This window comes from Polynucleobacter sp. es-MAR-4 (assembly GCF_018882055.1).
Taxonomy (GTDB): Bacteria; Pseudomonadota; Gammaproteobacteria; order Burkholderiales; family Burkholderiaceae; genus Polynucleobacter.
In genome coordinates this window covers 16,107-37,369 of sequence record NZ_JACVPF010000002.1, presented here as the reverse complement: position 1 = coordinate 37,369, position 21,263 = coordinate 16,107, and the positions used below count along the sequence as shown (strand labels likewise).

Annotated in this window: 21 protein-coding genes and 1 tRNA gene; 15 read left to right on the top strand and 7 right to left on the bottom strand. The window is 46.0% G+C overall.

The genetic code is table 11. The annotated features are described in order from the left end of the window. Positions 1-70: 70 nt before the first annotated feature. The 6 genes from acs to ICN16_RS06215 all read left to right on the top strand — a co-directional run bounded on the left by acs (position 71) and on the right by ICN16_RS06215 (position 4,465). Positions 71-2,044: an acetate--CoA ligase gene (gene acs, locus ICN16_RS06240; protein WP_216135748.1), complete on the top strand. Its 1,974-nt coding sequence runs from the start codon at positions 71-73 to the stop codon at positions 2,042-2,044. A gap of 59 nt (positions 2,045-2,103) precedes the next feature. After that, positions 2,104-2,194: transfer RNA gene (locus tag ICN16_RS06235), tRNA-Ser, on the top strand. Between the two features lie 234 nt (positions 2,195-2,428). Then, on the top strand, positions 2,429-3,001 hold the full coding sequence (locus ICN16_RS06230; RefSeq protein WP_216135747.1) for a phasin family protein: 573 nt from the start codon (positions 2,429-2,431) through the stop codon (positions 2,999-3,001). A gap of 185 nt (positions 3,002-3,186) precedes the next feature. Next, positions 3,187-3,543: a polymer-forming cytoskeletal protein gene (locus ICN16_RS06225; protein WP_216135746.1), complete on the top strand. Its 357-nt coding sequence runs from the start codon at positions 3,187-3,189 to the stop codon at positions 3,541-3,543. A 14-nt stretch (positions 3,544-3,557) separates the two neighbouring features. Beyond that, the gene (locus tag ICN16_RS06220) at positions 3,558-3,998 is read left to right on the top strand and encodes a polymer-forming cytoskeletal protein (protein WP_216135745.1); all 441 of its coding nucleotides are present in this window, start codon (positions 3,558-3,560) and stop codon (positions 3,996-3,998) included. A gap of 17 nt (positions 3,999-4,015) precedes the next feature. Further along, positions 4,016-4,465, top strand: coding sequence for a polymer-forming cytoskeletal protein (locus ICN16_RS06215; protein WP_216135744.1), 450 nt, complete (start codon positions 4,016-4,018; stop codon positions 4,463-4,465). A gap of 4 nt (positions 4,466-4,469) precedes the next feature. Here ICN16_RS06215 and ICN16_RS06210 read toward each other — a convergent pair whose 3' ends face one another. Further along, positions 4,470-5,408 carry a M23 family metallopeptidase gene (locus ICN16_RS06210; RefSeq protein ID WP_216135743.1) on the bottom strand — a complete coding sequence of 313 codons (939 nt, stop codon included), beginning with the start codon at positions 5,406-5,408 and terminating at the stop codon, positions 4,470-4,472. A gap of 140 nt (positions 5,409-5,548) precedes the next feature. On the opposite strand from ICN16_RS06210, the gene ICN16_RS06205 reads away from it, so the two are divergent. From ICN16_RS06205 to nadB, 9 genes are all read left to right on the top strand, one after another. Beyond that, entirely contained in the window at positions 5,549-5,923 is a 375-nt protein-coding gene (locus ICN16_RS06205) for a YciI family protein (RefSeq protein WP_370625616.1), read from the top strand. 43 nt (positions 5,924-5,966) lie between these two features. Further along, the gene (locus ICN16_RS06200; protein WP_216135742.1) at positions 5,967-8,372 is read left to right on the top strand and encodes a DUF748 domain-containing protein; all 2,406 of its coding nucleotides are present in this window, start codon (positions 5,967-5,969) and stop codon (positions 8,370-8,372) included. Positions 8,373-8,381: 9 nt separating this feature from the next. Then, positions 8,382-8,606: a hypothetical protein gene (locus ICN16_RS06195; protein WP_216135739.1), complete on the top strand. Its 225-nt coding sequence runs from the start codon at positions 8,382-8,384 to the stop codon at positions 8,604-8,606. A gap of 201 nt (positions 8,607-8,807) precedes the next feature. Next, positions 8,808-10,610 carry an NAD(P)H-dependent oxidoreductase subunit E gene (locus tag ICN16_RS06190; RefSeq protein ID WP_216135737.1) on the top strand — a complete coding sequence of 601 codons (1,803 nt, stop codon included), beginning with the start codon at positions 8,808-8,810 and terminating at the stop codon, positions 10,608-10,610. A gap of 36 nt (positions 10,611-10,646) precedes the next feature. After that, a complete protein-coding gene (fdhF, locus tag ICN16_RS06185) occupies positions 10,647-13,541 on the top strand; it encodes a formate dehydrogenase subunit alpha (RefSeq protein WP_216135735.1) in 2,895 nt (964 codons plus the stop codon). A gap of 113 nt (positions 13,542-13,654) precedes the next feature. After that, a complete protein-coding gene (locus ICN16_RS06180; RefSeq protein ID WP_216135733.1) occupies positions 13,655-13,897 on the top strand; it encodes a PbsX family transcriptional regulator in 243 nt (80 codons plus the stop codon). Then, entirely contained in the window at positions 13,897-14,238 is a 342-nt protein-coding gene (gene mazF / locus ICN16_RS06175) for an endoribonuclease MazF (RefSeq protein ID WP_215377490.1), read from the top strand. Before ICN16_RS06180 ends, mazF begins: the two co-directional genes overlap by 1 nt. 2 nt (positions 14,239-14,240) lie before the next feature. Next, entirely contained in the window at positions 14,241-14,468 is a 228-nt protein-coding gene (locus tag ICN16_RS09930) for a hypothetical protein (protein ID WP_216135732.1), read from the top strand. 49 nt (positions 14,469-14,517) lie between these two features. After that, complete coding sequence (gene nadB, locus ICN16_RS06165; RefSeq protein ID WP_216135730.1) at positions 14,518-16,179, top strand: L-aspartate oxidase; 1,662 nt, start codon at positions 14,518-14,520, stop codon at positions 16,177-16,179. A 4-nt stretch (positions 16,180-16,183) separates the two neighbouring features. Here nadB and ICN16_RS06160 read toward each other — a convergent pair whose 3' ends face one another. The 6 genes from ICN16_RS06160 to ICN16_RS06135 all read right to left on the bottom strand — a co-directional run bounded on the left by ICN16_RS06160 (position 16,184) and on the right by ICN16_RS06135 (position 21,132). After that, positions 16,184-16,456, bottom strand: a complete 273-nt coding sequence (locus ICN16_RS06160; RefSeq protein WP_215387596.1) for a BrnA antitoxin family protein — start codon at positions 16,454-16,456, stop codon at positions 16,184-16,186. Continuing rightward, complete coding sequence (locus ICN16_RS06155) at positions 16,416-16,685, bottom strand: BrnT family toxin (RefSeq protein WP_216135729.1); 270 nt, start codon at positions 16,683-16,685, stop codon at positions 16,416-16,418. Before ICN16_RS06155 ends, ICN16_RS06160 begins: the two co-directional genes overlap by 41 nt. Before the next feature lie 177 nt (positions 16,686-16,862). Then, positions 16,863-17,717 (bottom strand): carboxylating nicotinate-nucleotide diphosphorylase, encoded by an 855-nt coding sequence (nadC, locus tag ICN16_RS06150; protein WP_216135728.1) that lies wholly within the window; start codon positions 17,715-17,717, stop codon positions 16,863-16,865. A 50-nt stretch (positions 17,718-17,767) separates the two neighbouring features. Next, positions 17,768-18,883, bottom strand: a complete 1,116-nt coding sequence (gene nadA, locus ICN16_RS06145) for a quinolinate synthase NadA (RefSeq protein ID WP_216135726.1) — start codon at positions 18,881-18,883, stop codon at positions 17,768-17,770. A 163-nt stretch (positions 18,884-19,046) separates the two neighbouring features. Next, on the bottom strand, positions 19,047-19,691 hold the full coding sequence (locus tag ICN16_RS06140; RefSeq protein WP_216135724.1) for a response regulator transcription factor: 645 nt from the start codon (positions 19,689-19,691) through the stop codon (positions 19,047-19,049). Positions 19,692-19,698: 7 nt separating this feature from the next. Continuing rightward, on the bottom strand, positions 19,699-21,132 hold the full coding sequence (locus ICN16_RS06135; RefSeq protein WP_216135722.1) for a sensor histidine kinase: 1,434 nt from the start codon (positions 21,130-21,132) through the stop codon (positions 19,699-19,701). Between the last annotated feature and the right edge of the window lie 131 nt (positions 21,133-21,263).

Genomic DNA, 21,263 nt, shown 5'->3' with positions numbered 1-21,263 from the left:
GTATTGCCCTAACTCTGCGCTATTTTCGCGGAAAAAGACGACTGATTATTGAATAGAAGGGCTGTGAAGCATGGAACCATTGATGCAAGAAAACCGCGTATTTAACCCGCCTGCAGACTTTGTTAAATCTGCTGCCATTCCTGGAATGGAAGCTTACAACAAGTTGTGTGCGGAAGCTGATAAGGATTATGACGGTTTTTGGGGTCGCCTTGCAAAAGAAAATATTTTCTGGAAAAAGCCTTTTACTAAAGTTCTGGATGAGTCCAAAGCGCCTTTCTACAAATGGTTTGAAGATGGCACAACGAACGCCTCTTACAACTGTTTAGATCGTCAAGTTGAAAATGGTCTTGGCAAAAAGACTGCAATTATTTTTGAAGCCGATGATGGTTCAGTTACCAACGTAACTTACCAAGACTTGCTCGAGCGCGTTTGCAAAATGGCAAATGCACTTCGCAAAATGGGCATTAAGTCCGGTGACAGCGTCATTATTTACATGGCGATGACTATCGAAGGCATTGTTGCTATGCAAGCCTGCGCCCGTATTGGCGCAATTCACTCAGTAGTATTCGGTGGATTTTCTGCTCAAGCTTTGCGTGACCGCATCATTGACGTAGGTGCGGTTGCAGTGATTACCGCTGACGGCCAATTCCGCGGCGGCAAATCTCTGCCATTGAAAGCGATTTGCGATGAGGCTCTTTCTACTGGTGAATGCGCTAAGGTTAAGCATGTCATCGTAAATAGGCGCACTGGCAGTGATGTCACCATGACAGCAGGTCGCGATGTTTGGATGCAAGAGATTGTTGCTAACGAAGCTACTACTTGCGAGCCAGAGTGGGTTAGCGCTGAGCATCCATTATTTATTCTCTACACATCAGGTTCAACAGGTAAGCCAAAGGGTGTACAGCACTCCACTGGTGGTTACCTCTTGTGGGCGATTCTCACAATGAAGTGGACTTTTGACATTAAGCCAAATGATGTGTTCTGGTGTACAGCCGACATCGGTTGGGTAACGGGCCACTCATATATTACTTATGGCCCACTCGCAGTTGGCGCTACTGAGATCGTATTTGAAGGTGTTCCGACTTATCCGAATGCCGGTCGTTTCTGGGACATGATCCAAAAGCACAAAGCGACTATTTTCTACACAGCACCAACAGCAATTCGTTCATTGATCAAAGCATCAAGTAATGATCCAGCAGTGCATCCAAAGAGCTATGACTTATCTTCATTGCGTCTCTTGGGTTCAGTAGGTGAGCCGATTAATCCAGAAGCTTGGATGTGGTACTACGAGAATGTCGGTGGCTCACGTTGCCCAATCGCAGATACCTTCTGGCAAACAGAAACTGGTGGTCATATGATTTCACCATTGCCAGGTGCAACACCAATGATTCCAGGTTCATGCACATTGCCATTGCCAGGTATTCAGGCAGCGATTGTGGATGAAGCTGGTGTAGACGTTCCAAACGGTCAAGGCGGTATCTTGGTTGTAAAACGTCCGTGGCCTTCGATGATTCGCACAATCTGGAACGACCCAGATCGTTTCGTGAAGTCTTACTTCCCAGAAGAGTTGGGCGGCACTTTGTATTTGGCAGGTGACGGCGCAATCCGCAATAAAGACACTGGTTACTTCACAATCACTGGCCGTATTGATGACGTGTTGAACGTTTCTGGTCACCGCATGGGTACGATGGAAATCGAATCTTGCTTAGTTGCTAACCCATTGGTTGCTGAGGCTGCAGTAGTTGGTCGCCCTGACGATATGACTGGTGAAGCAATTTGCGTATTCGTAGTTCTGAAGGGCGGACGCCCAACAGGTGACGAAGCCAAGAAGATTGCGACTGAGTTACGTAACTGGGTTGGTAAAGAGATCGGTCCGATCGCTAAGCCTAAGGACGTTCGTTTCGGTGATAACTTGCCTAAGACCCGTTCCGGCAAGATCATGCGCCGCTTATTGCGTGTGATTGCTAAAGGTGAAGAAGTGACTCAAGATACATCCACTCTTGAAAATCCAGCAATCTTGGATCAACTCAAAGAGTCTGTCTAATTCGCGAATGATGCTTTTAGAGGTAACCCTTCCGGCAAACGTATAATCAAAGGCTGTACGGAAGGGTGGATGAGCGGTTTAAGTCACACGCCTGGAAAGCGTGCGTAGGTTAATAGCCTACCGCGGGTTCGAATCCCGCCTCTTCCGCCAGTAGTTTGAAACCACCTTCGGGTGGTTTTTTCTTTGGTTTTTCCGGATTTTGACCCTAAATCCAGGCTAGCTTCCTCATTATTTATATCCTCAACCCCCTGTTTTTAATCAAATAAAGGGGTTTTTGATCTTTTTGTTGCGTTGCCGCAAATAAATCTTGCAGTGCAACAAAAACTTTTTTACAATGGTGCATCGCAATAAAATTTAAACAAATTACAAAGTTAGGAAAACACCATGTTCCAGAATCAATTAAACGACCAACTCTCACAAGCTCAAGCTAAAGCTGTTGAAAACGCTAAGTACTTGGCTCAAGTTGCTGTTGAAAGCGCTAAAGAATTAGCTGAAATCAACCAAGCTGCTGCTAAAGATGCTTTAGTTGCTGCTCAAGATACAAGCGCACAATTGTTGGCAATTAAAGATGCACAACAGTTGGCAAAATTGGCTCAACCAGAAACTGCCCAAGAAGCTGCTAAGTACGCTGCTGCTTACCAAGCTAAGGTAAACAAGGTTGTACGTAACGGCAATAAAGAAGTTGCTCAAGTAGTTGAGGCTTCTATTGATGACGCACGTGCTGATATGGTTAAGTTTGTTAAAGAAGCTACTAAGACAGCCCCTGCTGGTTCTGAAGCATTTGTATCTGCATTCAAAACTGCATTCGAAACTTCACTCCAACAGTTTGACCAAGTTCGCGCTTCAGCAACTGACGCTTTCGCAAACTTTGAGAAAAGTATCGACGCTGCATTGGCTAACGTTCAAGGCCAATACGCTGTAGCTAAGCCAGCTGCAAAAAGCCGTAAAGCTGCTTAATTCGTTTTAAGCGCTTTACATGAGAAACCGCCTTCGGGCGGTTTTTTCTTTTGGAATCTGGTGTTGTCAGGGTATGGTTATTAGCTCTTAAGCTAATACTCTTATTTTGATCAATATGACAAAATTACTCAAATAAATCTAAGACTTGTAGGAATTTGGTCAGATTCTAATTAATCAAAAAATCAATGCGAGGGTCTTCTGTGGCCGAAAGTAATCAGCAAGGCTGCCTATTTGTAGGCGAAGGGGTTGTTCTAAAGGGAAACTTTGAGGTTCCTGATATTGCTTCTATTTCTGGAACGATCGAGGGCGAGCTTACTGCCAAACAGGTGATTGTTGAATCTACTGGCACCATTCGTGGAAAAGTAACCGGTGAAATGGTTGATATTCGCGGTGAAGTTGTTGAGTATCTCGCCTCCACTCAGTCTTTGATTATTCGCTCTACAGGTAAGGTTAGTGGCGCGATTCATTACTCAGAAATTGAGATTGAAAAGGGTGGTCACATTTATGGTGACTTGCATATCGCCGGATCTTCCCGCAGTTAATCTCAAAGAAGCTTATGTTTTCTAAAAAACCACCAGTCGAGCCTGTAGACGAAGTTGCTTTGGATCAGTCAATAGAGATTTCTGAGCAAGGCGAGGGCGATGCTGACTTCAGCTCTGAGCAAGCAGTCATTGCAACACCGCGAGTTCCTAGCAAGCCTTCCATCATCAGTGAAGGCTTTGAATTTGTAGGCACCATTACCTCTGAAGGTACATTGAATATCGCCGGCGTGGTTAAAGGCAAGATCACTGCTAAATCTGTTTTGGTAGATGTAGAAGGTCTAGTAGAGGGCGAGCTTAACGCCGATCTATTAATGGTTAAAGGTAAAGTGACTGGCGATGTGAAGTGCCAAGATTTAAATGTTGGCCCTAGAGCGCTCGTAGATGGCACCATTGCCTATCAAAATATCCACATTCAACGTGGCGGCAAGGTTGCCGGAAAATTCACTAAGAACTAATTTCGTTCTTAACCCCGATGTTTTTTAAGAAAAAGTATGTAGACGAGTTGCTGCATCCAACTATCGAAGATTTCGATACGATAGTGGGCGCTAGTACCGTTATTCATGGCCGCATTGTGACGGATACCGGTTTGCGTATCGACGGCACCGTCATTGGTGATATTGAGGCGCAGGCCAATGGAAAAATCTCGGTAGCTTTAGGCAAGACCGGCAAGGTCGAAGGTGATATACACGCGTATCGAGTGCTCATTGCTGGTTACGTTGAGGGCAATATTTATGCCTCTGAGCGGGTAGAGCTGCATGCTGGAGCAAAGGTCAATGGCGACGTGACCTATGGTCAGCTTGGCATTGAATCAGGAGCTTCTATTAGCGGTCTCATGATCTCAAAAGCTGGTGAGGACCCTGTTGGTCATTACGACCCTAGCATGTTGGTTCGCAGCGATCTTCCGCTTACCAAAAATAAATAATTGCTTATTGATTGGTTGGCGCTTGGTAGCGGCCGGCTAGAGCTTGAATGGGATTAATCAGCGAATCATTCAGTCTCACTTCGTAATGCAGGTGAGGGCCAGTAGTGCGGCCAGTGGTGCCAACTTCGGCAATCATTTGACCGCGAGTGACGGCTTGACCTTGCTGCACATAAACCTTTCTGGCATGCGCATACTTAGTAACAAATCCATCGATATGCTTAATCTCCACAAAGAGGCCGTAGGCGTAATCATTTCCTGCGCGCATGACAGTGCCACTACCAGCAGCTAAGATCGGTGTGCCTGGGGGCGCGGAAAAATCAATACCGGGATGCTGTGCAAGTCGCTTGGTAATTGGGTCTACGCGAGGACCATAGTTGCTCGAGAGGCCAGTAAGGCCGGTAATTGGAGTTCCTGTTGGGAGTTGGCTGAGCCAGCGATATTGGCGATCCCAATTTTGCTCTAGCCTTTCTACTGCTTTCACTAGACTCTTCCCGCTATCAACCGAAGTGTCTAGGTCTTTAATGAGTGAGCCCTTAGATTTTGGGTTGAACTGAATGGGTAGGTGTGGCCCGCCTTTGCCGCCTTCATCATTGAGTCTAGACCGAATCGGGACAGGGGTTGCTAGCTCGGTGAAACGGTCTTTGATTGTTTGCAGTTTGCCAATTTGATCACTGACTTTGCTAAGTTGGCTTTGTAAAGTTTCCAGTCGTTCTCGGTAAGCGGATTCAATTTCTTCTTTTTCTTGTAGGGTAATTACGCCACCCATTTCCCGTGCGAGATCTGGTTTAAATTGCACTGCAATTCTGAATCCAAAAAAATGGATACCTACACCAATCAAAATAAAAGCGAAGCAGGTAACCGCCGCGATCTTGAATAGACCAAGTCCGGTGATGTTAATTCGTTTGATTTGTGAGGTCGATCCTGAGATCCAGATAATCTGCATATAACGCTTGGTTTAAATCTATTAAGGCAAGCCATTATTTTAATAGTTTTGAGTTAGCCCAAGGGGTTATTCGATGCGCTGGTATACACCCTTAAGCTAATAGCCTGTAGATGAATACCAATTCTAGATAGGCTAGACTGATGTTTGTGGCTGCATTTGGGCAGTCACAGTATTTCCGTCAACCTTCAGTCGCTAGAGAGTGGGTATATATGATTTTTGCAATTCTTTTAATGGATCGCCCTGGTACTGCTGAGTTACGCATACAGGTCCGACCAGAACATCGCGCATATTTAGGCAAGCTCGCAGATAAGATGGCTTTTGCTGGCCCGCTCACATCAGAAGATGGCAAGACAACAGTTGGCAGTTTGTTGGTTATGGATTTTCCAAGCAAGGCAGCTGTGGAAGTCTGGTTAGCGGATGAGCCATTCACGAAGGCGGGCGTCTATGAGAAACCAGTCATCCATGCATTCAATAATGGATGGCAGCAAAAAGTAGGATTTCCGCCAGTAGCGTAAATCCAGTTTCGTATTTTTATTCCAGATTCAAATAACTGCACGCATGATTGCCCCCAAATTCTCCACTCTACGAATCTACTTACTCCGAATGGTTGGGGGCTTTTTTGCGCTTGCTTTTTTATTCTGGGGTGGATGTCATCTTTGGGTGCCGGGCGCTATCAAGAATGCAGTTGAGACTTACGGCAAAAAGATTGGCTACGAAATTACCTACCAAGATCTCAGTATTTCTCCGTTAAGGTTGAGAATTGAGATTGATGGTCTCCGATTGCTTGATAGTCATCAGGGTAGGTTGCTCACACTCAAGAAATCCGTAGTGATGCTGAAATGGTCTCGCCTTATGATTGGTGAGGTGGGGTTCGATGAGATTCTTTTTGATGAACCCAGTGTGTTGCTAGAAAAGCATGAAGCCAAAAGTAAAGCAGCCCTATGGAATTGGCAAGAATTGATTGCTGCGATTACGCGCAATTTACCGCCGCCCGATCCGGCTGAACCCAAAAAGAATGTCAAAATTTCTGTAGATGATTTTAAGATCTCGAATGCTGCTGTAGAGATTTCAGATCCCAGCAAACAACTGCATGAGCAACTGAAGTCACTTTCTATCGAGTTATTTGACATTGCAAACTACGATAAAGAAGGTGATGTGAATGGTGTACGTGGTCAGTACGGAGTAAACCTAGGCGCACTGCGTTTTACCATCCCAGGGATGAGTCAAAAGATCGCCTTTAAGCGTTTTGCTATTAAAGGTACGTTAGATAATCCTGCGCCTGATGCAATCGGAGCCCTGATTAACTTCGAGATTGATGATGGACGCATTCACTCCCGTTGGGACTTGAAGTCGGATAAATCTATTGCCGGGAGAGTTGAGATCGACAAGATTTCAATTGCGCCCTTTATTGGATTACTTCCTGCTAATAAAGAGTTGCAGGCTCAGGGCGGGGTAATACAGTCCGCTGTTGATATCGGCTTCAATGGTGATGAGCTGACTGTATCTGGGGATTTGCATTTGCTAGATCTGGATTTGCTGGAGCAAGGGCAGAAACAATCGCTCGTGAGTTGGAAGTCTGGAGATGTAAATCAATTTAACTATCGGAGCTCACAGCGCGCTGGATCTAGTTTGAGTATTCAGGAGTTATCAGTGAATCAGCCGGTTCTCCGATTTGAGATTGATGAAAAGGGCTTCTCTAATTTTAGGCGCTTATTTTCTAAGCCAAGCGCAGAGACTGCTGATGCAGAGAAGCTAGCTCAGGTAGCAAAAGAAAAATCATCTTTTGCTCTCGACATCAAGACATTGCGATTGCGTGAAGCTGAGATGCAATTTTCTGACTTGGCTATGAAACCCAATTTCAAGGTCAATCTCAGAAAACTGAATGCCAGCTTTGCAAATATCAGCAATCTCCCAGGTCATTCATCTGCTATGACGCTAGATGGTGTGTTGGCCGATTCTGGATCGCTACGAGGCAGGGGTCAGATTGCATTTGACGACCCACGGCGCAATAACGACGTCACACTCAATTTTAAGAATGTGCCGCTGAATGCATTTAATCCTGCTGTCATGACGTTTGCTGGTTACCAAATTGCTAGCGGTCGGGTCAATTTGAATTTGCATTACAGCGCCAAGAATGGCGAACTGAAGGGAAGTAATCAAATCGTCATTAAGAAGATTGAACTTGGCGAAGAAGTGGCGGATTTTCAGGGAAAAAAATTACCACTGGGTTTAGCAATCGCACTGTTAGAAGATTCTGACGATACGATTGACGTGACCATCAATATTGCTGGCAATGTGGATTCACCAGAGTTCAGTGCAAGTGGTTTGGTATGGCAGGCAATTAGTAATGTGCTTACCAATGTTGCTACTGCACCATTTAGAGCCTTAGGCGCACTCTTGGGAATGGGCGCTAATGAAGGTGTGAATGCGGTGCTGGGTGAGGCGGTGTACTTGCCGCCAGATCAAGACCGTTTGGAAAAGTTTGGGGATTTTCTCGCCAAGAAACCGCATGCCACCCTGGAGCTCGCTGGCACTTATGATCCCAACGCAGACAAACTTGCTTTTGCTCGCGCCACCGCAGATATGGCTATTCTGAAAGCGGCTGGAATGAATATCTCTCCTAATGAGCCCATCCCTGCGCCTGATTTCTCGGATACCAAGGTCCAAGCTGGCTTGAAGTCAGCCTACGCACAATCCGTTGGCCGAATCAAATTGGGTCAACGTTTGATTACTTTGCCGGATGGAGCGGAACGCAATGAACAGTTGCACGCAGAGCTGATTGCTAGCATCCCTGTGACGGAAGACGATCTGAGGGGTTTGGCCCAAAATCGGGCTAAGCTGGCGCAAAGCTTGATGGTGAAAAGTAACCCGGGGCTAAACGATCGAATTAGCCTGGGGGAGGTCAAGGCTGTTAGCGCAGGGAAGGAGGGCGTCCCCCTCGAAGTGGAAGTCAGAATCAAGTAGACTTGAGGTATGAATTCAACTAAATTGCGCTCCCTAACTATCCTTGCATCGATTGCTGCGATTGCCCTGACTGGCTGTGGCTCTATCGAGTCAGCCGCCCAAGATGATTGCACTTCCATTGGCTGGCAAATTGGTAGCAAAGGCTATAACGACTGCTTTAAGGCGCGTGTCTATGAGCGTAAGTTGGATTACTCCCTGCCGCCTGGCGACAGACCATCCCCATCAGTTATTTAACCTAGGGTTTACCCTTAATAAATTCACTTGAGCTCCGTCAAGGACTTGAGTGTAGAAATAACCCAAAATCAATCGAGATTTTGGGAATTTCCTATATATAGTGCGGCACTTGGTTGCTCACAAATTCAGGTGTTCTCAAGCAAAGCTTTAAGCATATAAAAACAGCATCATTATTGCGACTAGACATTAGAGACTAATACTATGAATCACCCAAAACCCTCTGGAGAAATCAAGGCTGTTGCAGTCGCAACTGCGGATGATTTAAGGGAAACCATTCGTCGCAAAAGCAAGCTCAAGGGACGTCAAGCAGACGATGCGTCTCTAGCAGAAGTTCGTCAGCTGATTGGCGCTGCACCGCATCGCCGTGATTTGCTGATTGAGAATTTACATAAGCTCAATGATGAGTACCGTGCTTTGCATGATCGTCATTTAGTTGCCCTCGCAAAAGAAATGAATTTGCCGATGGCTGAAGTCTATGAAGTAGCCACTTTCTATCACCACTTTGAAGTGGTGCGTGGTAATGACCCGGTTGCAGATATCACTGTCCGCGTATGTGACGGTATTGCTTGCGAATTAGCGGGTGCACAAAACCTATTAGCAAAGTTGCCAGCCATCTTAGGTAACCCCAATGTCAAAGTAGTAGCTGCACCTTGTGTAGGGCGCTGCGAGCAAGCTCCAGTTGCTGTAGTGCATCAGTACCCCGTGTTGTTTGCGACTACCGATAAAGTAGCTGCTGCTGTCAAAAACAATCTGACAACTCAGCCAATGGCTAAAGATAGCGCGAACTTTGATCCAGCTGCTTTGGCGGAGAAGGGCGTTTCCCCTCGGGGCGAGAATCAAGCGGTTTCACCAGATTATGTTGGCTATGAGTCGTATCGCGCACAAGGTGGTTACGCATTAGCAAAAGAAATTGCAGAGGGTAAGAAAGACGCTGAGAGCATCATCAAGGCTATGGAAAACTCAGGCCTTCGTGGTCTCGGCGGCGCAGGCTTCCCAGCGGGTCGTAAGTGGCGCATTGTGAAGGATCAAGCTGCTCCTAAGTTGATGGCCGTGAACATTGACGAAGGTGAGCCAGGAACATTTAAAGACCGCACTTATTTAGAGCGTGATCCACATCGTTTCTTAGAGGGCTTGCTGATTGCGGCCAATGTTGTTGGCATTGATGCTTGCTACATTTATTTGCGTGATGAGTATCACGGTTGCCGTGAATTGCTCGAAGCAGAGTTAGCCAAGCTCAAAGCCAATCCTCCATTCAAATTACCTTTGATTGAGTTGCGTCGTGGTGCTGGTGCTTACATTTGCGGTGAAGAATCTGCCATGATTGAAAGTATTGAAGGTAAGCGCGGCGAACCCCGTATGCGCCCTCCATACATTGCGCAAGTGGGATTGTTTGGTCGTCCAACGCTGGAGCACAACTTTGAAACTCTTTACTGGGTGCGCGATATTGTTCAGCGCGGTCCAGAATGGTTTAGTTCTTTTGGTCGCCATGATCGCAAAGGCTTGCGTAGTTATAGCGTCAGCGGCCGAGTTAAGAATCCTGGCGTGAAGTTGGCTCCTGCTGGCATTACTATTCAAGAATTAATTGATGAGTATTGTGGTGGCATGCAAGATGGCCATAAGTTCTATGGTTACTTGCCTGGTGGCGCTTCTGGCGGTATCTTGCCTGCGACCATGAATGACATCCCGCTCGACTTTGATACTTTGCAGCCTTACGGTTGCTTCATTGGTTCTGCTGCAGTCATGGTGTTTGGCGATAAAGATAAGGCACGTGACATGGCGCTCAATGTCATGCACTTCTTTGAGCATGAGAGTTGCGGTCAATGTACGCCATGCCGTGTGGGCACCAGCAAAGCTGCCAAGCTGATGCAATCCAAGTCTTGGGATAAAGAAACTCTAGAGGACTTGGCAACGGTGATGGTCGATGCTTCCATCTGCGGTCTAGGTCAAGCTGCACCCAATCCAATTCGCTGTATTGCTAAATATTTCCCAGAAGAAGTTGCTTAATCGGCAACCAATAACCAAGGGAAAAACGAGACAAATATGAACGCACCAGTAAATCCTAAAGAACTTGAATTGCAAACCGTTGAGTTCAAGCTAGACGGTCAAACCATCGTTTCTTACGAAGGTGAGACGATTCTCAAAGCCGCTAAACGACATGGCATTGATATTCCGCATCTGTGTTTCAAGGATGGCTATCGTCCTGACGGTAATTGCCGTGCCTGCGTTGTTGAGATTAATGGTGAGCGCACTTTGGCGCCAAGTTGCTGCCGAAGCGCGACTCCTGGCATGGATGTCAAGGCCAATAGCGAACGCGCATTAAAGAGTCAAAAGCTTGTGCTGGAGATGTTGTTATCAGACATGCCGGACGAGGGCTTTAAGTGGGTAGGAGACAGTAAGGAAGAAGAGCAAAAAAATCAACATGGCGAATTAAGCACCTGGGCAGCACGCATGGATGTGACAGTTCGACCAGAGCTCAAAGCATTACGCCGTGACAAAGTCAGCAATGACGTGTCTCATCCAGCGATGGCGGTGAACTTAGATGCCTGTATTCAATGTAATCGTTGTGTACGCGCTTGCCGTGAGGAGCAGGTCAACGATGTGATCGGCTACGCAATGCGTGGCGCTCATAGCGAAATCGTTTTCGACCTCAATGATCCGATGGGCGATAGTACTTGTGTTGCTTGTGGTGAGTGCGTGCAGGCTTGCCCAACAGGCGCATTAATGCCTAAGGGATTAATCGGTTCACAAACTGTAGATCGCAAAGTGGATTCAGTATGTCCTTTCTGCGGTGTCGGTTGTCAAATTACTTACAACGTTAAAGACGAGAAGATTGTGAGCGTTGAGGGTCGTGATGGCCCAGCTAACCACAACCGCCTTTGCGTTAAAGGTCGCTTTGGTATGGACTACATCCATAATCCACAGCGCTTAACCAAGCCACTGATTCGTAAGGCGGGCGTAGCTAAAGACGAAGCTTTGCTCGAAGGTAAACAAGACTGGTCCAATATCTTCCGCGAAGCAACTTGGGAAGAGGCTTTGGAAGTTGCTGGTGGTGGCTTGAAGAAGCTCAAAGATCAATACGGTAATAAGGTCTTAGCTGGTTTTGGCTCTGCTAAAGGTAGCAATGAAGAGGCTTATCTGTTCCAAAAGCTGGTACGTACAGGTTTCGGTAGTAACAACGTCGACCATTGCACACGTCTTTGCCATGCATCATCCGTTGCTGCGCTATTGGAGGGCGTTGGCTCAGGCGCGGTAAGTAACCAAGTTAACGATGTAGAGCATTCCAGCTTGATTCTGTTGATTGGATCCAATCCAACGGCTAACCATCCTGTTGCGGCTACTTGGTTTAAGAATGCAGCTAAGCGTGGCGCAAAGATTGTTTTATGTGACCCACGTAAAACCGATATCAGCAAGCATGCTTGGCGCACGATGCAGTTCAAGCCGGATACTGATGTGGCCATGCTCAATGCCATGATCTTCACGATTATTGAAGAAGGTCTGGTTGATAAAGACTTCATCAAGAACCGCTCTAATAATTTCGAAGCGCTTAAAGAAAATATCAAGGGCTATAGTCCTGAAGCAATGGCACCAATCTGCGGCATTCCAGCAGAGACTTTGCGTGAAGTTGCTAGAGAATTTGCCACTACGAAGTCAGCAATGATTTTGTGGGGTATGGGCGTGAGTCAGCACGTTCACGGCACGGATAATGCCCGTTGCTTAATTGCCTTGGTCAGTATTACCGGTCAAATTGGTAAGCCGGGATCTGGCTTACATCCGCTACGTGGACAAAACAACGTTCAGGGCGCTAGTGATGCCGGCTTGATTCCGATGATGTTCCCGAACTACCAACGTGTTGACAATCCAGAGGCACATGCGTGGTTTGAGAAATTCTGGGATACCCCATTGGATAAGAAGCCTGGCTACACCGTAGTGGAGATCATGCATAAGATCACCGCGCCGGACAGTGATCCAGATAAGATTCGCGGTATGTATGTTGAGGGTGAGAACCCTGCGATGAGTGACCCTGATTTGAACCATGCACGTCATGCTTTGGCTTCATTGGATCTCTTGGTTGTTCAGGATATCTTCATGACTGAGACAGCCTTGTTGGCGGATGTGGTCTTGCCTGCAAGCGCATGGCCGGAGAAGGTTGGTACTGCAAGCAACACGGATCGTATGGTGCAGATGGGTAAAAAGGCCATTAACCCACCAGGCGATGCAAAACCCGATTTGTGGATCATTCAGCAAATTGCCAAACGCATGGGTCTGAATTGGAATTACCAAGGCCCAGATGATGGTGTTGCAGAAGTCTATGACGAAATGCGTCAAGCAATGCATGCAGCCATTAACGGTATTACTTGGGAGCGTTTAGAGAAAGAATCTAGCGTGACATACCCATGCTTATCTGCTGAAGATCCAGGTCGTCCAATTGTGTTTGATGACAACTTTGCGACACCAGATGGCAAGGTTAAATTGGTGCCCGCTGACATCATTCCTGCAAATGAGCGCCCAGATGCGGAGTATCCATTTGTGTTGATTACAGGTCGCCAGCTAGAGCATTGGCATACCGGCAGTATGACGCGTCGTGCCACCGTGTTGGATGCAATTGAGCCAATGGCTACTGTCTCTATGCATGGCGAAGACATGACTCAGTTAGGCGTTTCTGCTGGCGATGTGATTACTGTTCAATCTCGTCGTGGCGAAGTGGGTATTCATGTGCGTAGAGATGACGGCACACCGCGTGGCGTGATCTTTATTCCGTTTGCTTACTACGAGGCTGCGGCTAACTTAATCACCAACTCTGCCTTAGATCCTTTTGGTAAGATTCCGGAATTTAAGTACTGCGCAGTCAAGCTCGCTAAAGGCGGCCATGCTGCCCCTGTGATGGGCTACGGTACCAATGACCCTAAGAGGCAGAAAGTTACATCGGTTTCGTAAAGGATGGCGCTTCAACCAAACCCCACCCTTAAGGTGGGGTTTTTATTTTGAGGTTTGACCATCTGTACAAGTGTAGATACAATGTAGATACATTTGAAACAAAGAGGGCATCTATGCAAACTATTATTAAAAAGTGGGGCAACAGTCCTGCGTTGCGTCTAAATACTGCTGTCATGAAGTCTGCCCACTTGAATATTGATCAGATTGTTTCGGTTAAGGTGCAGAGAGGTCGAATCGTTATTGAGCCGATTGTTCAGAAGGAATACCAGCTCGATGAATTGCTTGCTGGGATAACTACGAAAAATATTCATCATGAGGATGATTTTGGTGAGCCCGTAGGTAAAGAATTGCTCTGATGGCTAAGACTTATATTCCAAATGCAGGGGATATTGTTTGGTTAGAGTTTGATCCTCAAGCTGGGCATGAGCAAGCGGGGCGACGTCCCGCCGTAGTTTTAACGCCAGAGGCGTATAACAAAAAAACAAATTTGATGATTTGTTGCCCCTTGACTACAAAAATTAAGGGCTATCCATTTGAAGTTCTGGTGGAAATTGATGGCATTCAATCCGCGATTCTTTCTGATCAGGTTAAATCTCTGGACTGGAAAACTCGAAAAGCAAAATATAAGGGTGCAGTCAGTACATTTGCTCTTGCTGAGGTGCGAAGTAAGGCTAAAGCGCTTCTGTCAATAACGTAAATATGTCGCAATTAATTCATTTAAATTTAAGTGGGCATATGCTGACATTGCTTCGCAAGGAGGGCAATCAGCATGCTATTGATCGGCAAGTCAATTTTTGGGTAAGACTGGGTAAGGCATGTATAGACAACCCAGAATTACCAACTAGCTTTGTGGCTGAGTGTTTGGCATCGCTTAGCGAGGTTAAAGATAAGGGATTTATACCTTTTGTCCCTCGAACGACTGATTAATCGAATCAAAAATACCAAGAATCCTATTGCCCTTTAGAATTAACCTTCTATGGCCAGTTCAAAACCCTCAACACCTCAAGCTGATACCAAAGCAGAGCTTCCCGTTCTCATCATTGGTGCAGGCTTAGCTGGTCTAACCGTAGCGCTCCATATGGCCGAATCCCAGCCGGTGATTCTCATGGCCAAGCGTGGCCTTGGTGAGGCAGCAACAGCGTGGGCACAAGGTGGCATTGTGGGGGTGGTGGACAAAGAGCATGACAGTATTGATTCTCATGTGGCTGACACCTTAGATGCAGGCGCAGGCCTCGTGGTGGAGTCAACCGCCCGTTATATTGCCGAAGAAAGTGCTGAAGCTATTCGTTGGTTGGTTGAGCAAGGTGTACCGTTTACCACTGATGAGTCAGGACCAATGGGTTTGCATTTAACACGTGAGGGTGGCCATAGTCACCGTCGCATTGCGCATGCTGCTGATGCCACTGGTAAAGCCATCCATGAGGTTCTTTTGGATAAAGCTAGGGCACATAAAAATATTCAGATCTTGGAGCACTGGATTGCTTTAGATCTGATTACCAATCGCCACTTAGATGCGAAGACGCAGCGTACCAAGCCCAATCGTTGCTATGGTGTATATGCCTTAGATATTAAGAACAATCGCGTAGAAACAATTGAAGCTAAGTCAGTGGTATTGGCCACTGGTGGTGTTGGTAAGGTCTATCGCTACACCAGCAACCCCGATACTGCTACTGGGGATGGCATTGCTATGGCTTGGCGTGCAGGTTGCCGTGTCGGTAATATGGAATTTATTCAATTTCATCCGACATGCTTGTATCACCCCAGTGATCGCACTTTCCTCATTACCGAAGCAATGCGGGGCGAGGGTGGCTTACTCAAGCTGCCAAACGGCACTCGTTTTATGCCTGAGCATGATGAGCGTAATGAGTTGGCTCCCCGAGACATTGTTGCTCGAGCCATCGACTTTGAGATGAAGAAGCACGGCTTAGATTACGTGCATCTAGATGCCACCCATCTGGGTGAAGCATTCATTAAAGAGCATTTCCCGATGATTTTCGCGCGTTGCATGACTCTGGGTCTAGATATCACTAAAGAACCCATACCAGTCGTGCCTGCAGCGCATTACACCTGTGGTGGTGTGGTGACAGATCTCAAAGGAAAAACAGACTTACCAGGCTTATATGCCGTAGGTGAGGCGACTTATACAGGGCTTCATGGCGCGAATCGATTAGCAAGCAACTCCTTATTAGAGTGTGTGGTGATTGGCAAGGCAGCTGCAGTAGATATCTCCTCACTAAAAACACCAGTAATGCCAAAACTTCCGCTATGGGATGAGAGTCAAGTAGAAGATGCTGATGAGCAGGTGGTGATTGCCCATAACTGGGATGAGCTGCGTTCATTAATGTGGAATTACGTTGGTATTGTGAGAACCAATCGACGCTTAGAGCGTGCCCTGCATCGGATTAAGCTCCTTAGATATGAGGTGCAAGAGTATTACGCCAACTTTAAAGTAACTCGTGACTTAATCGAGTTACGCAATCTGCTGGAGTGTGCAGAGTTGATTGTCAGGTCAGCCCTGATGCGCAGAGAGAGCAGGGGCTTGCATTACAGCCGTGATTACCCAGGAACTTGGGCGGTTTCTTATCCGACAATTCTGACGCCTCAGGCTGAAGGCACATCAGAAAATCCTGAGACCTAAAAAATTACAGATCGCCTTTCAATACAGCATCTTTAATATATTTGTTTAGACGAGTTTGCCAGCCTTTACCGCTTGCTCGTAGTTTTTCGAGCACATCGAAGTCCATTCTGAGACTCAACATTTCTTTGGTATTTTTAATGGGCGGCCTGCCAACGCCTCTTTTGATTAGGGTGTCACCAACATAGACGTGCGCATCCTTAAACCATTGCTCATCTAACTCTGGCGCATCATCTGGATCAACCCATTCTTCCTGCGTACTTTTTAATTTCACGTTCATTTGCTCTCCTCAAGCTGATGATTCTTCTTTTGATGCCTCTGTAAGTCCATACGACAACAACTGCTAGGTTATCTAGGTAGCCGAAGCTGAACACCCTAACTTCACCATAATTTTTTCTGTAATCAATTTGATTCAAGTGTGAAGCCTCAAAGATCTCGTTGGCTCTAGCCATATCAAGGCCACGCGTAAATAAAGTGATTTCTCGTTTTGCATCGTCAAATTCAAGCACTAAGTCGCCCTATTAATGTATATACAAAAATAATTAATGTCAATACATAAATTGGTGACTCAAAGGCTGAAATCCCAATGAATGTATGGGATCAGTCTAGAAAAGAAAAACCCCGCGAAATATCAGCAGGGTCTTATATGGATGTCAGTCTTGAGCTGACATGGATGCGCTAATTGCCTACAAAATCCTCATCGAGAAATCTACCGCCTTAATATCTTTAGTCAGTTTTCCAAGAGAAATGCGATCAACGCCAGTAGCAGCAATCGCACGCATTTGATCTAAGTCGATTCCACCAGATGCCTCAAGTAGCGCGCGACCCTTAGTAAAGGCAACGGCTTCCTTCATCTGTTCGGTGGTGAAGTTATCAATCAGAATACTTTTGGCACCAGCATTTAAAGCTTCTTCTAATTCAGAAAAATTCTCCACTTCCACCTGAATATCTACTCCCGAGTTAAGAGCTTGCGCAGCTTTAATGGCGGCAGCAACACCGCCAGCTGCGGCAATGTGATTCTCTTTAATGAGGATGCCATGCCATAAAGCAAGGCGTTGATTTTGGCCGCCGCCAACTAATACGGCGTACTTTTGGGCGCGACGTAAACCAGGAATTGTTTTGCGGGTATCGAGCACCGCACAGCCTTTAGGGTTGGGGCTCACCCCCTGAATTGCATCCACATGCTGACGCGCAATACTGGCAGTCCAAGAGAGGGTTTGCAGGAAGTTAATACAAGGACGCTCTGCAGAAAGGAGGGCGCGTGAATCCGCTTCAATATCGCAGACTTTGGTATCAGGCTTCATCAAATCACCCTCTAAGTAATACCAGGTGACTTTAGCTGTAGGGTCTAATTTTTTGAGGGTGCCTTCAAACCAATCTACTCCACAGAGCACAGCTTCTTGGCGAACAATGAGCTGAGCATGAACCAGCTTGCTGGGAACCAGCATTGCAGTCCAGTCACCCGTGCCAATATCTTCCATCAAAGCATCAGCAATATTGCGTTGACGTGCTTGCTCTAAGGTCTCGTTGTACTCAAACATGAATGAATCGATCTAAATGAAGAGAAAAATCAAAAGGTAAAAATAAACAATTAAGCCGCGCCAATATTCTTAACAAAGCCATGCTGGGCTTTGGCTAAGAGGTCTGGGTGATTTGTAGTGAAGTCGAGCATGCGCTCAATGCAGCCTAGCGCTTCAACACGAATAGGCTCATCAATGAAGATTTCACCGGAAGCGTTCTCCAGGCAATCCAAAATTCCTTGCAAGCCATTCATAGCCATCCAAGGGCAGTGGGCGCAGCTCTTGCAGGTTGCACTATTGCCAGCGGTAGGGGCTTCAATGAGTTTCTTATTGGGCGCTAATTGGCGCATGCGGTGCAAGATGCCGTTATCGGTCGCCACAATATATTCAGTTGCAGAGCCTTCTACTACGGCCTTAATCATGGCAGAGGTAGAGCCCACAACGTCTGCAAGGTCGACCACCGCTTGGGGAGATTCTGGGTGAACCAAAACCATGGCATTGGGATGTGCGGCCATCAACATTTCTAATTCAACGGCTTTAAATTCATCATGAACGATGCAGGCACCATTCCAGAGCAACATATCTGCACCAGTTTGCTCCTGAATATAGCGACCTAAATGACGATCAGGCGCCCAGAGAATTTTCTTGCCCTCAACTTTGAGTTGGTGAACGATCGCTAAAGCGCAAGAGCTCGTTACCATCCAATCAGCTTGTGCTTTAACGGCTGCACTGGTATTGGCATACACCACTACAGTACGATCCGGATGCAAAGCTCTAAATGCAGCAAAGTCCTTAGCATCGCAACCTAAATCAAGTGAGCAGGTTGCCTCGAGATCCGGCATGAAGACACGTTTTTCAGGGCTCAAGATTTTGGCAGACTCGCCCATAAAGCGGACGCCAGCAACAATCAGATTCTTGGCTGAATGATTCTTACCAAAGCGCGCCATCTCTAGAGAGTCAGCGACAAAGCCACCAGTTGATAAAGCCAAATCTTGAATATCGCCATCAACATAGTAGTGGGCAACCAAGGCAGCATCTTTCTCAACCAGTAATTGCTTAATACGATCAATTACAGCTGATTTCTGATCTCCATGGAGTGGAGGTGGCGTCTTAGCCCAGGCTTGGGCCGTGCAGGTCGCGCCAGCAGCATTTTGCTGGGGGTAATCGTAGGCAATAGGTGAATTCATAAGTAATTTTAGCTTGCCAATGGGGCTAACGGGATTCTTCCTGAGGTTAGTGAAATAAGGTTAAAAGCACCCAAATTTCAACCAATCCCTGTGTGCTAGCTTCAGGGTTGGGTTCGATCGACTATAAGTAGTGACACTTTCATTTGAGATCTAAAAAGTGAACTTAGTTTTGCAATACTTTCTCGATGGAAAGTTTGTGCTCATGGCAATAACGAGTGAGCTCACCCAGTGTGTTTAATTGCAATTTATTTTTCAAACTAGCGCGATGCATTTTGACAGTTCTGAGGGTAATGCCTAGCTTTTCTGCAACCTCACTCTGCCTTTCGCCAGCGCCCAGCAAAAGTAAAACTTCAGCTTCTCTTTGGCTAATTGGGACGTCAATGCATGTTTTAGCAGGCTGAATTGCCAGGGATGTCGATTGAAGACTCTGAGATTGCTCAAACAGTTTTTCGATAGCAGAGCTGATCTGTGGCCCAGCAAATGGCTTCAGAATGAAATTCACTGCACCGCCTTGCCAAGCATCAATAATGTCGGCTTGCTGCGCATTACCACTCATAAAAATAATTGGACATTGAATATTCATGAGCTTCAGATTTGCTTGAAGTTCTACCCCATTCATGCCTGGCATCTGGAAGTCTAGAAGTAGGCAAGTTGGTAAATCATCCTCGAATTCAAAGTCATTAATGGCATTTAAAAATGCTTCTGCAGAATCAAATCCGCTGACATCATATTCCTCGGAAAGCCAATTAGATAGGCCTTCGCGGACTGATAACTCATCTTCAACAATGATGATGCGGGCTTTACTCATGATCTATTTATTCGTGATTACTGTGTACTGGTAGCGTTATTTTAAATATAGCCCCACCAGCTGGAGCATTTATTGCAGTGATATCGCCATGATGACTTTCCATGATCTCTTTGCAGAGCCATAGGCCAATTCCAAGACCACCTTCTTTGGTTGTTTTATAAAGCTCAAAGATGGATGGTAGTAGTGCCTCGTTGATACCTGCACCACTATCTTTAATTTCAATAGTGACAAGCTCATTGGCAACAAATAAATCAATCGAGATGGATTTCTCAGTAATTTGATCGGAGTTGAGAGCGTCAATAGCATTATTCAGAACATTGATGATGACTTGTTGTAGCTGAATAGTATCTGCATGCACCGTCGGATTATCCCGATAACTCTTACGAAGAGTAATCTTTTTAGCTTCAAGGCTGGGGCTCACAATTTCCAGAATTTCTTCAATCATTCCCTCAAGCTTGGTGGGAGCGTATTCGATAGTTCTAGAACTAAATAAGCGTCTTAAATTTTTGACCAGCTCTGCTAGTTTGCTTGACTGATGGGAGATCTCATCAAGAGACTTCACCATTTCCGGGTCCTTGCCAGCTCGCGTCAGTGCTCGACGAGCTGTGTCAGCGCGAAGTGCAATCGCGGTGAGGGGTTGACTCAATTGATGAGAGAGTGAGCCTGCAAGTGCGCTAATACCAATTATTCGATTAGATGAAATTAGCCCAGACAGAAGTCGATCTTTTTCTTCAATAATCTTCAAAAGCGGCTCATTCAGGCGGTTTTGAGAGTGGGTTGCGGGGTCGACCCAAGTGATCCTGAGGCCTATGTAAGACATATATCTAAAGGCTCCCATGACTATGTAGATGGAAAAGATAATGACAGCAAGATTGCTCGGCTCAAATCGCAAGGTGACGGGTAAAGGTGCAAAGGATGCAAAAATTCGTACTATCCCATAGCAGACCATACCCAACTCAAACCAAGTAAATATCCTAATGAATTGATTGCTTGCCAATGGTTTTGGAATACTAAATTTACAAATGTAAAAGGTGATGGAAAATAGTGTGGTGTAAAAAACTGACATCACGAGAACAATCGTATGTAAACCCGCTTGATCTCTGATGAGTTCTAGGTAAGCTGCAATGAGCGCCATGAGTAGGAAGGCGGCTAAACTCCATTTTTTATCAACCCTCTTAGATAGCGAAAGTATGCTGAACATGATCCCAACTTCAGCTGATAAGCTGGTGAAGTTAGACAGCCCCATGATGAGTGGGGTGTTGCTAATATATTGAATATTTGTAAGAAATAGAATGACGCAAGTGCTAGCCATGAAAAAGTCAGAAATTAAAAAATAGACAACTGACTCATCCATTCTTTTTCTGAATGCGGCATACAAAAGACCGCTTGATACGATAGTAAAAACAGCGTAAACAAGCGCTAGTGTTGCAAAAGAATTCATGGCTGGATACTTAAAGTTGGCAAGGCTGTCATTTTCTACTTATTTCTCTTGTCCGACTACTTGAAGGCCGGACTTGAAAAATTGCTTAAAAATGCGATTTTAGGGCAAAAAAAGCGGGTTTTTGGGTCAAA